The sequence below is a fragment of the Streptomyces sp. CNT372 genome (genome assembly GCF_000377145.1).
Genome location: NZ_KB897786.1, coordinates 57,069 through 69,407, shown reverse-complemented (window position 1 = coordinate 69,407; position 12,339 = coordinate 57,069). Strand labels below are relative to the sequence as shown.

Genomic DNA, 12,339 nt, shown 5'->3' with positions numbered 1-12,339 from the left:
GCTCAGTCCCGCAGTTCGAGCACGCCGGACACGCCACCCCGGGTGGCGCCGCCGGCGCCGCCCAGCTCGGCGTCGTCGGCTGTCCGCCCGTCGAAGAAGCTGATCACACGGTCGGCGGCGCTGGCCATCCGGGCGTCGTGGGTCACCATCAGGACCGTCTGGCCGCGGGCGTGGAAGCGGGAGAGCAGCCGCAGGACCTCGCGGGTGCCCTTGCTGTCCAGGCTGCCCGCCGGTTCGTCGGCCAGCAGCAGGGCCGGGTGGTTGACCAGGGCCCGGGCCAGGGCGACGCGCTGCTGTTCGCCGCCGGACAGTTCTCCGGGCACGGCCCGCTCGCGGCCTTCCAGACCGAGTTCGGCCAGCAGTTCCGCGCGCGAGGCGCGGGCGGCGGCGGGGGAGGCCCCGGCCAGCAGGGCGGGGAGTTCGACGTTGTCCGCGACGGTGAGGTTGGAGACCAGGTTGAAGAACTGGAAGACGATGCCGATCCGCCGGCGGCGCAGCTGGGCCCAGCGGGCCTCGCGGTAGGTGTCGACGCGCTCCCCGTCGAGCCAGAGCTTTCCGCTGTCGGGGCGCTGGAGGCCGCCGACGAGGTGCAGCAGGGTGGACTTGCCGGCTCCGGAGGGACCGGTGACGGCGACGAACTCGCCCGGCCGCACGGTCAGGTCCACGCCGCGCACCGCGTGCACCGGCGTGCCCTCCCCGTGGTGGGTCTTGACCAGCTGCTCGGCCCGCACGATGGGCGGTGCCTCGCCCCCGGCCGGGGCCTTGCTCACTCCAGCTCCTCCTGACAGCGCTCCAGCCAGTCCAGATCGGCCTGCAGATGCAGCATGGCGCCCTCGATCAGCAGCTGGGAGACCGTGTTGTCCCGGTCCTCGGCGGCGGCGAGCTTCGACAGGCTCCGCATGGTGTTGAGATACTGCCGCCGCTGCCGGTTGATCAGGGCGACCGGATCGGCGAGACCCGACTCGGGGGCGAGGGCGAGCTTCATGAAGAACTCGTCGCGCACCCGCGGCTCGTCGGTGGTCTCCTCGAACCAGGCCAGCACCGCCTCGCGCCCGGCCTCGGTCAGCCGGTAGGTGCGCTTGTTGGGCCGGCCCGACTGCTCGACGTCCTCGCCGTCGATCAGACCGCTCTTCTCCAGCCGGCCGAGGGTGACGTACACCTGGCCGACGTTCGGCTGAGGGTACGCGGCGCCCAGGAGCTTCTCAAGGTCCTGTTTCAACTCGTACCCGTGCGCGGGACCGCGGGTGAGCAGTGCCAGGAGCGGCAGCCGCACGCGCTCCCCCTCTCTCCCGCTGCGTAGTTTCCTGTTGGCGTTTCCTGTTGGCGTCCGGTGGCCGTACGGTTCGACGCCACGCTCCGCCCGCCTGCGCCTTCGGGCGAGGTACGGACACCCCCTAGTATCGCCCATGCCTAACCGGTATATATAGGCCACGACGTTCGGCGGCGCAGCCGGATCGCGTACCGGGAGGAAACCTATGCGGTGGATGCGTGCCGCGGGTAGGGGTCTCCTGGTCGCGGCGGTTCTGCTCGCAGCGCACGCGGGCGCCGGGGTGCCCGGAGGCGCCGCGGCGGATGCGGGGGCGCGTGGCCCGATGACGCTGGTGACGGCCGGTGACCTCACCGGCTATCTCCCGCCGCTGATCGAGGAGTGGAACGAGGAGCACCCCGACGAGCGGGTCACCCTCGTCGAGCTGCCCGAGTCGGCGGACGAGACCCGGGCGCAGATGATCAGCGAACTGCGCTCCGGCAGTGACCGGTTCGACGTGCTGAACATCGATGTGGCCTGGACCTCGGAGTTCGCCGCCGCGAAGTGGATAGCGCCGCTGGAGCGGGACCGCTTCGAGCTCGACGCCTTCCTGAGCCCGGTGGTGGACACCGCCACCTTCGGCGGGCGCCTCTACGCCGTGCCGTATGTGACCAACGCGGGGCTGCTCTACTACCGCGAGGACGTCCTGGAGCGCGAGGGCCTGGATCCGCCGCGCACCTGGGAGGAACTGGCCCGCCAGGCGCGCGAGGTCGCTCCCCGGCACGGACTCGACGGCTACGGCGGCCAGTTCCTGCCCTACGAGGGCCTCACGGTGAACGCGACCGAGGCGGTGCACTCAGCGGGCGGATCGATCCTCCGGGACGACGGGGACCGGGTCAGCGTCGACTCCCGGGCGGCTCGCGCCGCCTTCGGCTTCCTGGCCGACGGGGTCCGCCAGGGCTGGATTCCCCGCGAGGCGCTGCACTGGAAGGAGGAGGAGTCCCGCCGGGCGTTCCAGCAGGGCCGGCTCCTCTTCCTGCGCAACTGGCCCTATGTGTACGCCGACGCGGCGGCCGAGGGCTCCCCGGTCGCCGGCCGGTTCGGCGCGGTGCCGCTGCCCGGGCCCGGCGGGCCGGGCACCAGCGTTCTCGGCGGGTCGAACCTCGCGGTCAGCAGCCATGCCCGCCATCCCGCCTCGGCCGCCGACCTGATCGCGCACCTGACCGGCGAGACCGTGCAGCGCCGGGTGCTCACCGAGGGCTCGCTGCCGCCGGTGCGGGCGGATCTGTACGAGGACCCGGCCCTGGTGCGCGCGTATCCGTATCTGCCCACGCTGCGGCAGAGCGTGCTGAGTGCCGTGCCCCGCCCCAAGAGCCCCCGCTACGACCAGGTGAGCCTGGCCGTGCAGGCGGTCGCGCAGGACGTGATGACCCTGCGGCAGACCCCCGGCGAGGCGGTCGCCCGCCTGGCCCGCGAACTGGCCGCCATCTCCCGCCGGGGCTGAGCCCTCTTTCCGTCCGCCCTCGACCCTCTACTTACGTGTTAGGTAGGGGTCGAGGTGTGTTGCAGCCTTTGGATCATGAACAAATCGGGGTAAACAGCTCCAGTTTACGGCGTTTTCACGACACATCGTTGACACCCTTCCGTCGCTGCTACTTAACATGCATGCATAACGCGGCGCTCCGATCGAGTGCGCCCCTCGCATCCAGCAGAAACAGGTCGACGCGAGATGCCCAGCACCCTTGCGGCCGGTACCGGCCATCCCTCCCGCAACGCCCCCGGCGCCGACGCCTGGTGGCGGGACGCGGTGATCTACCAGGTCTACGTCCGCAGCTTCCTGGACAGCACCGGCGACGGCATCGGCGATCTCGCCGGCGTCCGTGCCGGACTGCCCTACCTGCGCAAACTCGGCGTCGACGGCATCTGGCTCAGCCCGTTCTACCCGTCCCCGCAGCACGACCACGGCTACGACGTCGCCGACTACCGCGACGTCGACCCGGTCTACGGCGACCTCGCCGGGTTCGACCGCCTGGTGGCCGACGCCCACCGCCTCGGCCTGCGGCTCCTCCTCGACATCGTCCCCAACCACTGCTCCAGCGAGCACCCCTGGTTCCGCGCCGCCCTCGGCGCCCCTCCCGGCTCCCCCGAACGGGCCCGCTTCCACTTCGCCCCCGGCCGCGGCCCCGGCGGCGACCTGCCGCCCAACAACTGGCGGGCCATGTTCGGCGGCCCCGCCTGGAGCCGTACCACCGGCCCCGGCGGCGAGCCCGGCGAGTGGTACCTCCACCTCTTCACGCCCGAGCAGCCCGACCTCAACTGGCGTGACCCGCGCGTCGGGGACGACTTCGAGGAGGTGCTCCGCTTCTGGCTCGACCGGGGCGTCGACGGCTTCCGGATCGATGTCGCGGCCGGCCTCTACAAGCACCCCGACCTGCCCGACTCCGACGACCCCGAGGCCGACGAACGCAGCCGCGACTCCGTCAACCCGCTCGCCTGGAACCAGCCCGAGGTCCACGGGGTGTGGCGCCGCTGGCGGGCCGTCGCCGACGAGTACGCGGCCCGGGACGGCCGCGACCGGCTCCTCGTCGGCGAGGTCTCCGTCCCCACCGCCCGCGAGCACGCCCAGTACGTGCGCCCCGACGAGCTGCACCAGGCGTTCTTCTTCGACCTGCTCAGCGCCCCCTGGGACGCCACCGCCTTCCGCGCCGTCATCGACGAGGCCATGCGGGACATCGCCGGCACCGGCTCCACCGTCACCTGGGTCCTCAACAACCACGACCAGGTCCGCACCGTCACCCGCTACGCCGGTGAACCCGGTGTCGAGGGCAGCGGACTGGGGGCCGCCCGCGCCCGGGCCGCCGCCATGCTGATGCTCGCACTCCCCGGCGCCGCCTACGTCTACCAGGGCGAGGAACTCGGCCTCCCCGAGGTCCTCGACCTGCCCGACGAGGTGCTGACCGACCCCATCTTCCGCCGCACCGGCAGCCGCCGGCGCATCCGGGACGGCTGCCGCGTCCCGCTGCCCTGGTCCGGACACGCCTCCCCGTTCGGCTTCAGCCAGGGCGAGGCCGGCGCCCGGCCGTGGCTGCCGCAGCCCGACTGGTTCGCCGCCCACGCCACCGACCGGGCCCTCGCCGACACCCGCTCCTTCTGGCACCTCTACCGCGAGGGCCTCCAACTGCGCCGCTCCCTGCCCCAGTTGGGCGAGGGCACACTCCGGTGGCTCGACGCCCCGCCCCAGGTGCTCGCGATGGCCCGGGGCGACGGCCTGATCTGCGCGGTCAACTTCGGCACCGAGACCGTCCCCGCGCCCCTCGCCGCCACCCCGCTGCTCGCCAGCGGCCCCTGCCCCGACGGGCTGCTCCCCGGCGCCACCGCCGCCTGGTGGACCGCCGACCACGCCTGAGCCCCGCCCCCGACCCCCTCCCACCCCTACCGGAAGGACCCGGACCATGCCACGACCCGACCAGCGCGCCGGCCACGCCCGCCGCAACCGCACCCTCACCGCCGCGGCCGCCCTCGCCGCCGTCGCCCTCACCGCGACCGCCTGCGGCGGGAACGCGACCCCCGCCGGCGGCGGTGAACTCAGCGGCGAGACCGTCACCGTCGCCGGTGTGTGGACCGGCAGCGAGCAGAAGAACTTCAAGAAGGTGCTGGACGCCTTCACCGAGAAGACCGGCGCCAGGACCGTCTTCGTCCCCTCCGGCGACAACGTCTCCACCTTCGTCGGCAGCAAGATCGAGGGCGGCAACGCCCCCGACGTGGTGATGGTCCCGCAGGTCGGCGTGCTCAAGCAGTTCGCCGCCGAGGGCTGGCTCCAGCCCCTGTCCAAGACGGCCGAGAAGAGCGCCACGGACGGCCTCGCCCCGGTCTGGAAGGAGTACGGCTCGGTCGACGGCACCTACTACGGCCTGTACTTCAAGGCCGCCCACAAGTCGACCGTCTGGTACGACCCCGAGGCGTTCACGCAGGCCGGCGTCGAGGAGCCCGCCACCTACGAGGAGCTGCTGGAGACCGGCCGCACCCTCGCCGACTCCGGCCGCCCGGCGTTCGCGATAGCCGGCGAGGACGGCTGGACCCTCACCGACTGGTTCGAGAACATCTACCTCTCCCAGGCCGGACCGGAGAAGTACGACAGACTCGCCCGGCACGAGCTCTCCTGGACCGACGCCAGCGTGGTCACGGCGCTGACCACCCTCGGCGAGGTCTTCAAGGACCGGCAGCTCGTCGCCGGCGGCCCCCAGGGCGCCCTGCGCACCGACTTCCCCGGCTCCGTCGAGCAGGTCTTCGGCCCCGCACCCAAGGCCGGGATGGTCTACGAGGGCGACTTCGTCGGCGGTGTCGCCCGCGACGAGTTCGGCCGCACCCCCGGCGAGGACGCCAAGTTCTTCCCGTTCCCCGCGGTCGGCGGCGGCCAGGCCCCCGTCGTCAGCGGCGGCGACGCGGCCGTGGTCCTGAAGAAGGGGAAGAACCCCGACGCCGGGATGAAGCTCCTGGAATACCTCGCCACCCCCGAGGCCGCCGAGGTCTGGGCGGGCGCGGGCGGCTTCCTCTCGCCCAACAAGAACGTCTCCGCCGACGCGTACGCCGACGACGTCACCCGGCAGACCGCCGAGTCCCTGGTGGACGCGGGCGACTCGGTCCGCTTCGACATGTCCGACCAGGCCCCGGCCGCCTTCGGCGGGACCAGGGGAGCCGGGCAGTGGAAGCTCCTCCAGGACTTCCTGCGCGACCCGTCCGACCCGAAGGGCACCGCCGCGAAGCTCGAGGCCGCGGCCGCCAAGGCGTACGGGAACTGAGGCACCCCATGGCCCCCACCGCCCCGGCGGCCGGGCGCGGGAGCCCCGCTCCCGCGCCCGGCCCGCGCGCCGCCGCCGACCGCAGGCGGCGCGCCCAGCGCCGCAAGCGCCTCGTCGCCGTCCTCTTCGTCCTCCCCGCCCTGCTGCTCCTCGGCGCCCTCGTCGTCTACCCGGTCGTCTTCTCCGTCGGCCGCAGCCTCTTCGACGCGAGCGGCGACCGCTTCGTGGGCGGCGCCAACTACGCCGAGATCTTCCGGGACCCGGCCACCCTCAAGGCCGTCCGCAACAGCACCATCTGGGTGGTGATCGCCCCGCTGCTGCTGACCGGCCTCGGGCTGGTCCTCGCCGTGCTCACCGAGAAGGTCCGCTGGGCCACGGCGTTCAAGCTGGTCCTCTTCCTGCCGATGGCGGTCTCCTTCCTCGCCGCGGGCATCGTCTTCCGGCTCGCCTACGAGCAGGACCCGGAACGCGGTGTGCTCAACGCCGTCGTCACCGGGGTCCACGACACCTTCGCGGACCCGGCCGCCTACCCCACCGCCCGGGCCCGCGAGGGCGAGGGCCTGACCGGGAAGCCCGGCGGCCCCTACCTCACCGACCGCGCCCACGGGCCCGGGGACCCGGCCGCCCTCGGCTTCGTCGGCGTGGCCCCCGAGGACGTGCCCGCCGACGCGCTGCCCGCCGCCCGCCCCGAGGCGTCCGGTATCGGGGGAGTGGCCTGGCTCGACTTCGCGCCCGGCGGCGGCACCCGGGGCGAGATCGACCCCGCCGAGAAGGGCCTGCCCGGCCTCACCGTGGAGGCGGTGCGGGACGGGAAGACGGTCGCCACCACCACGACCGCCGCCGACGGCACGTTCCGCTTCGAGGGCCTCGCGGACGGCGCGTACGCCTTCCGGCTCCCCGCATCGGACTTCGCCGCCCCCTACCAGGGCGTCAACTGGCTGGGCCCGGCCCTGGTCACCCCCGCCGTCATCGGCGCCTACCTCTGGGTGTGGACCGGCTTCGCCATGGTGCTGATCGGCGCCGGGCTCGCCGCCATCCCGCGCGACGCCCTGGAGGCCGCCCGGATGGACGGCGCGAGCGAGGGCCAGATCTTCCGGAGGATCACCGTCCCGCTGCTGGCTCCCGTCCTCACCGTCGTCTTCGTCACCCTCGTCATCAATGTGATGAAGGTCTTCGACCTGGTCTGGATCATCGCCCCCGGGCCGGTCCAGGAGGACGCCGGGGTGATCGCCACCCGGATGTGGCTGGTCTCCTTCGGCGGCGGCAACGACCAGGGCCTCGGCAGTGCCCTGAGCGTGCTGCTCCTGCTGCTGGTCGTCCCCGCGATGATCTTCAATGTGCGACGCTTCCGGAGGAACGGATCATGAGCGGACCCGGCACCGTCGAACGCCCCCGCGCCACCGCCGCCCCGCCCCCGCGGCCCCCGGCACAGAGCCCCGCCGGCCCCTCCCGGCGCCGGCGCGGCCTCACCCGGTGGCTGAACAGCGCCGCCGTCCAGGCCCTGCTGGCCGTCGTCGCCCTGGTGTGGATCACCCCGCTCGCCGGCCTGCTGCTGTCCTCCCTCCGCTCGGAGCGGGACAACGCCGCCGGGGGCTGGTGGACCGCCCTGACGGACCCGGCCCAGCTCTCCCTGGACAACTACACGGCCCTCCTCGCGGACTCCGGTATCACCGACGCGTTCTGGAACACCGTGCTCATCTCCGTGCCCACCACGGCCCTGGTCGTCGGCATCGCCGCCCTCGCCGGGTACGCCTTCGCCTGGCTGGAGTTCCCCGGCCGGGACTGGATCTTCCTGGTGGTCGTCGGGCTGCTGGTCGTCCCCGTCCAGATCGGGCTGCTGCCCGTCGCCAAGCTCTTCGGCGCCCTCGGACTGTTCGGGACCGTGCCCGGTGTGGTCCTCTTCCACGTCGCCTACGGGCTGCCGTTCGCCGTCTTCCTGCTGCGGAACTACTTCGCCGAGATCCCCCGGGAGATGCTGGAGGCCGCGCGCATGGACGGCGGCGGGGAATGGCGGATCTTCTCCCGGCTGGTGCTGCCGCTGGGCCGGCCCGCGCTGGCCAGCCTGGCGATCTTCCAGTTCCTCTGGGTGTGGAACGACATGCTGGTGGCGCTGCTCTTCGCGGACAGCGGCTCCCAGCCGCTCACCGTCGCCCTCCAGTCCCAGATGCGGCAGTTCGGCAGCAACATCGGGGTCCTCGCCCCGGGCGCCTTCCTCTCCCTGATCGTGCCCCTGGTGGTGTTCTTCGCCTTCCAGCGGCACTTCGTCCAGGGGGTCATGGCGGGCTCGGTCAAATAGCCGGGCGCCTTGCGGCCCGCGCCGGACGCGGCCCGCCCACGGGGGAGCGGGCCGCGTTCGGACGGGCGCCCGTCACGAGATATCTTGATGTCGAGCAATGTTGCAGACGTGGAGAGCGGAGCACCAGGTGACTGACTCGACCATCATCTATACGCACACCGACGAGGCGCCCGCCCTGGCGACGCACTCGTTCCTGCCTGTGATCCAGGCGTACGCATCGACGGCCGGTGTCACCGTGGAGACCCGTGACATCTCGCTCGCGGGACGGATCATCTCCCAGTTCCCCGAGTACCTCGACGAGAGCCGGCGCATCGACGACGCCCTCGCCGAGCTGGGCGAGCTGGCGAAGACGCCCGCGGCGAACATCATCAAACTTCCGAACATCTCGGCCTCCATCCCGCAGCTCAAGGCCGCGGTCGCCGAGCTCAAGGAGCAGGGCTACGCCCTCCCCGACTACCCGGACGACCCGAAGACCGACGAGGAGCGCGAGATCCGCGCCCGCTACGACAAGGTCAAGGGCAGCGCCGTCAACCCGGTCCTGCGCGAGGGCAACTCCGACCGCCGCGCCCCGGCCTCGGTGAAGAACTACGCCAAGGCCCACCCGCACCGCATGGGCGCCTGGAGCGCCGACTCCAGGACCAACGTCGCCACGATGGGCGTCGACGACTTCCGCTCCACCGAGAAGTCCACCGTGGTCGCCGCCGACGGCGCCCTGCGCATCGAGCTCAAGGGCGACGACGGCAGCACGACCGTGCTGCGCGAGTCGGTCCCCGTCCTCGCCGGCGAGGTGATCGACGCCTCCGTGATGCGCGTCGCCGCCCTGCGCGAGTTCCTGACCGCGCAGGTCGCCCGGGCGAAGGCGGAGGGCGTGCTGTTCTCCGTGCACCTCAAGGCCACCATGATGAAGGTCTCCGACCCGATCGTCTTCGGCCACGTCGTCCGCGCCTCCTTCCCGAAGACCTTCGCCCGGTACGGCGACGTCCTCGCCAAGGCCGGCCTCACCCCGAACGACGGCCTCGGCGGCATCTTCAAGGGCATCGAGTCCCTGTCCGAGGGCGCCGAGATCAAGGCCGCCTTCGACGCCGAGCTGGCCGAGGGCCCGGCCCTCGCCATGGTCGACTCCGACCGCGGCATCACCAACCTGCACGTCCCCTCGGACGTCATCGTGGACGCCTCCATGCCGGCCATGATCCGCACCTCCGGCCACATGTGGGGCCCCGACGGCCAGGAGGCCGACACCCTCGCCGTCCTCCCGGACAGCAGCTACGCGGGCGTCTACCAGGCCGTCATCGAGGACTGCCGCGCCAACGGCGCCTACGACCCGGCCACCATGGGCTCCGTACCCAACGTCGGCCTGATGGCGCAGAAGGCCGAGGAGTACGGCAGCCACGACAAGACCTTCGAGATCCCGGCCACCGGCACCGTGCGCGTCGTCGACGCCGACGGCAACGCCCTGCTGGAGCAGACGGTCGGCGCGGGCGACATCTTCCGCATGTGCCAGACCAAGGACGCCCCGATCCGCGACTGGGTCAAGCTCGCCGTCACCCGCGCCCGCGCCACCGGCGACCCGGCCGTCTTCTGGCTGGACGAGGGCCGCGCCCACGACGCCCGGCTGATCGAGAAGGTCAAGGCGTACCTGCCCGAGCACGACACCGAGGGCCTGGACATCCGCATCCTCGCCCCGGTCGAGGCGACCAGGCTCTCCGTGGAGCGCATCCGCCGCGGCGAGAACACCATCTCCGTCACCGGCAACGTGCTGCGCGACTACCTGACCGACCTCTTCCCCATCCTGGAGCTGGGCACCAGCGCCAAGATGCTGTCGGTCGTCCCGCTGATGAACGGCGGCGGCCTCTTCGAGACCGGCGCCGGCGGCTCCGCCCCGAAGCACGTCCAGCAGCTCGTCAAGGAGAACTACCTCCGCTGGGACAGCCTCGGCGAGTTCCTCGCCCTGGCCGTCAGCTTCGAGCACCTGGCCACCACCACGGGCAACGCGCGCGCCCAGGTCCTCGCCGACACCCTCGACCGCGCCACCGGCACCTTCCTCAACGAGGACAAGTCGCCGAGCCGGAAGCTGGGCGGCATCGACAACCGCGGCAGCCACTTCTACCTGGCCCTGTACTGGGCGCAGGAGCTGGCCAGGCAGACCGACGACGCGCAGCTCGCGGAGGCGTTCGCGCCGCTCGCCAAGACCCTCGCCGAGCAGGAGGAGACCATCGTCTCCGAGCTGGTCGCCGTGCAGGGCTCCCCGGCCGAGATCGGTGGCTACTACCAGCCCGACCCGGCGAAGGCGTCGGCCGTGATGCGTCCCTCGAAGACGCTGAACCAGGCCCTCGACAGCCTGCGCTGACCCGTCCGCCGGGGCCCGGACCGCTCGGTCCGGGCCCCGGCGCATGCGCGAGGGGCGGTCACCCGTGGTCCGGGTGACCGCCCCTTCGGCCGGACCGCGGGGGTCCGGCGGACGCCTCAGTAGCGCTCGACGATCGGCGCGCCCTCGTAGAGGGAGCCCGACAGGCCCAGGGTGGCGTCGTACGCCTTCTCCTGGTCGCCGTTGGCGTCGTGCTCCTCGATCGCGTCGTTGACCGCGTCCCGCAGGGCCTTGTCGTCCTTGTCCATACCGATGCCGTAGGGCTCCTCGGTGAACGGCGCCCCGACGACCTTCAGCTTGTCCGGGGTCTGGGCCGCGTAGCCCTTGAGGATCGCGTCGTCGGTGGTGACCGCGTCGACCTCGCCCGCGAGCAGCTTCGCGACGCACTCGGAGTACTTCTCGGTGGCGACCGTGGTCGTCCGGTACTCCTTCTTCTGCATCTCCAGCAGCGCCGTCGAGCCCGTCACCGAGCAGACCGTCTTGTTCTGGAGCGAGTACGGTCCGCTGATCGTGCGGTCGTTCTTGCGGACGAGGAGGTCCGCGCCGGCCATGTAGTACGGCCCGGCGAAGCCGACCTTCTTCTTCCGCTCCTCGTTGATCGTGTACGTGCCCACGTACAGGTCGACGTCACCGCTCGCGATCGCGGACTCGCGGCGGCTGGTCGGGAAGGTCTTGAACTCGATGGACCGCGCCGCGAACCCGAGGTCCGCCGCGACCATCTTGGCCACCTCGATGTCGAAACCGGACCGCGTGCCCGTCTCGTCCTGGTAGCCGAGGAAGGGCTGGTCGCTCTTGACACCGATCACGAGCTTGCCCGCCTTCTTGGCGCGGGTGAGCGTGGGGGAGTCGATCGAGACGTCCGTGGCGACCTTGTAGGTCGGCAGCCGGGGCTTGTCGCCGAAGGTGGCGGTGCTGCTCGACGGCTCGCTCCCGGCCGTTTGGGAGTCCCCGCTGCACGACGTGGCGGTGAGGGTGACCGCAAGTACGCTGACCGCCGCGATCGCGGCCGACTTGCAGGGCTTCATGGTGCGACTTCCTTCGTTCCTGACGATCCGGGAGAGCAGTGACGTCCGCGGATCTCGCGGGGCGCTGCTCCGGCACCGGGCGCACGGCTCCCCCTGCTGCGCCGCCCCCCGATTCCGAGCACCCTAGGGACAGTCATGTCCGACCGTCATCAGATCTGAGCTGAACTTGAGCATCACGTTCCGGAAACGGCCGTGACAGGGTGTGCGCGGGCCGGACGGCGGCTCTCTGGTTGCTTCTGGCGGGCTCCCCCCGGCACCTTCCTCGGGCCCCGGGCTCTCGGCCGGGGGTGCCGATGACGCACCGCCGGCCCCGCCGGACGCGGTCCCGCGCCGCTGACGCGCACCCCGGGCCGGGCGGGACCGGGCCCGGAACGTGCCGCGCGGCCGCCGCCCCGTACGGACGGGGTGGCGGCCGCGCGGCGACCCGGGGCGTCGGGCAGGGGGACCGTCCCGCGCCGCGCCCCGGAGCCGGGGCCCGATCGGTGCCTCCGGGGGGCCACCGGGGGCGGCACCGCACGGACATACCGATCGGCCGTTCCGGGTTCGGGGTCTGCCTTCTCGGGGCGACAGCCCGACCGGACGGGCTCAGTTAGGCAAGGCTAACCTAA

Annotated in this window: 9 protein-coding genes; 6 read left to right on the top strand and 3 right to left on the bottom strand. The window is 72.3% G+C overall.

The annotated features are described in order from the left end of the window. Nucleotides 1–2 precede the first annotated feature (2 nt). Together C593_RS0121735 and C593_RS0121730 are read right to left on the bottom strand one after the other, a co-directional pair. Entirely contained in the window at nt 3–770 is a 768-nt protein-coding gene (locus C593_RS0121735; protein ID WP_018849426.1) for an ABC transporter ATP-binding protein, read from the bottom strand. Beyond that, complete coding sequence (locus C593_RS0121730; RefSeq protein ID WP_018849425.1) at nt 767–1,273, bottom strand: PadR family transcriptional regulator; 507 nt, start codon at nt 1,271–1,273, stop codon at nt 767–769. Before C593_RS0121730 ends, C593_RS0121735 begins: the two co-directional genes overlap by 4 nt. A 202-nt stretch (nt 1,274–1,475) precedes the next feature. Here C593_RS0121730 and C593_RS0121725 point away from each other — a divergent pair, with 202 nt between their 5' ends. The 6 genes from C593_RS0121725 (at nt 1,476) to C593_RS0121700 (ending at nt 10,688) form a co-directional block, all read left to right on the top strand. Beyond that, entirely contained in the window at nt 1,476–2,750 is a 1,275-nt protein-coding gene (locus C593_RS0121725) for an ABC transporter substrate-binding protein (protein ID WP_026277938.1), read from the top strand. Nucleotides 2,751–2,975: 225 nt separating this feature from the next. After that, nucleotides 2,976–4,652 carry a glycoside hydrolase family 13 protein gene (locus C593_RS0121720; RefSeq protein WP_018849423.1) on the top strand — a complete coding sequence of 559 codons (1,677 nt, stop codon included), beginning with the start codon at nt 2,976–2,978 and terminating at the stop codon, nt 4,650–4,652. A gap of 46 nt (nt 4,653–4,698) precedes the next feature. Then, nucleotides 4,699–6,045 carry an ABC transporter substrate-binding protein gene (locus tag C593_RS0121715; protein WP_018849422.1) on the top strand — a complete coding sequence of 449 codons (1,347 nt, stop codon included), beginning with the start codon at nt 4,699–4,701 and terminating at the stop codon, nt 6,043–6,045. 8 nt (nt 6,046–6,053) lie between these two features. Then, nucleotides 6,054–7,412 carry a carbohydrate ABC transporter permease gene (locus tag C593_RS0121710; protein ID WP_018849421.1) on the top strand — a complete coding sequence of 453 codons (1,359 nt, stop codon included), beginning with the start codon at nt 6,054–6,056 and terminating at the stop codon, nt 7,410–7,412. Further along, a complete protein-coding gene (locus C593_RS0121705) occupies nt 7,409–8,341 on the top strand; it encodes a carbohydrate ABC transporter permease (RefSeq protein WP_018849420.1) in 933 nt (310 codons plus the stop codon). The genes C593_RS0121710 and C593_RS0121705 overlap by 4 nt, the downstream gene beginning before the upstream one ends. Nucleotides 8,342–8,468: 127 nt before the next feature. After that, on the top strand, nt 8,469–10,688 hold the full coding sequence (locus C593_RS0121700; RefSeq protein WP_018849419.1) for an NADP-dependent isocitrate dehydrogenase: 2,220 nt from the start codon (nt 8,469–8,471) through the stop codon (nt 10,686–10,688). A 116-nt stretch (nt 10,689–10,804) separates the two neighbouring features. On the opposite strand, the gene C593_RS0121695 is transcribed toward C593_RS0121700, so the two are convergent. Further along, the gene (locus C593_RS0121695) at nt 10,805–11,731 is read right to left on the bottom strand and encodes a glutamate ABC transporter substrate-binding protein (RefSeq protein WP_018849418.1); all 927 of its coding nucleotides are present in this window, start codon (nt 11,729–11,731) and stop codon (nt 10,805–10,807) included. Nucleotides 11,732–12,339 lie beyond the last annotated feature (608 nt).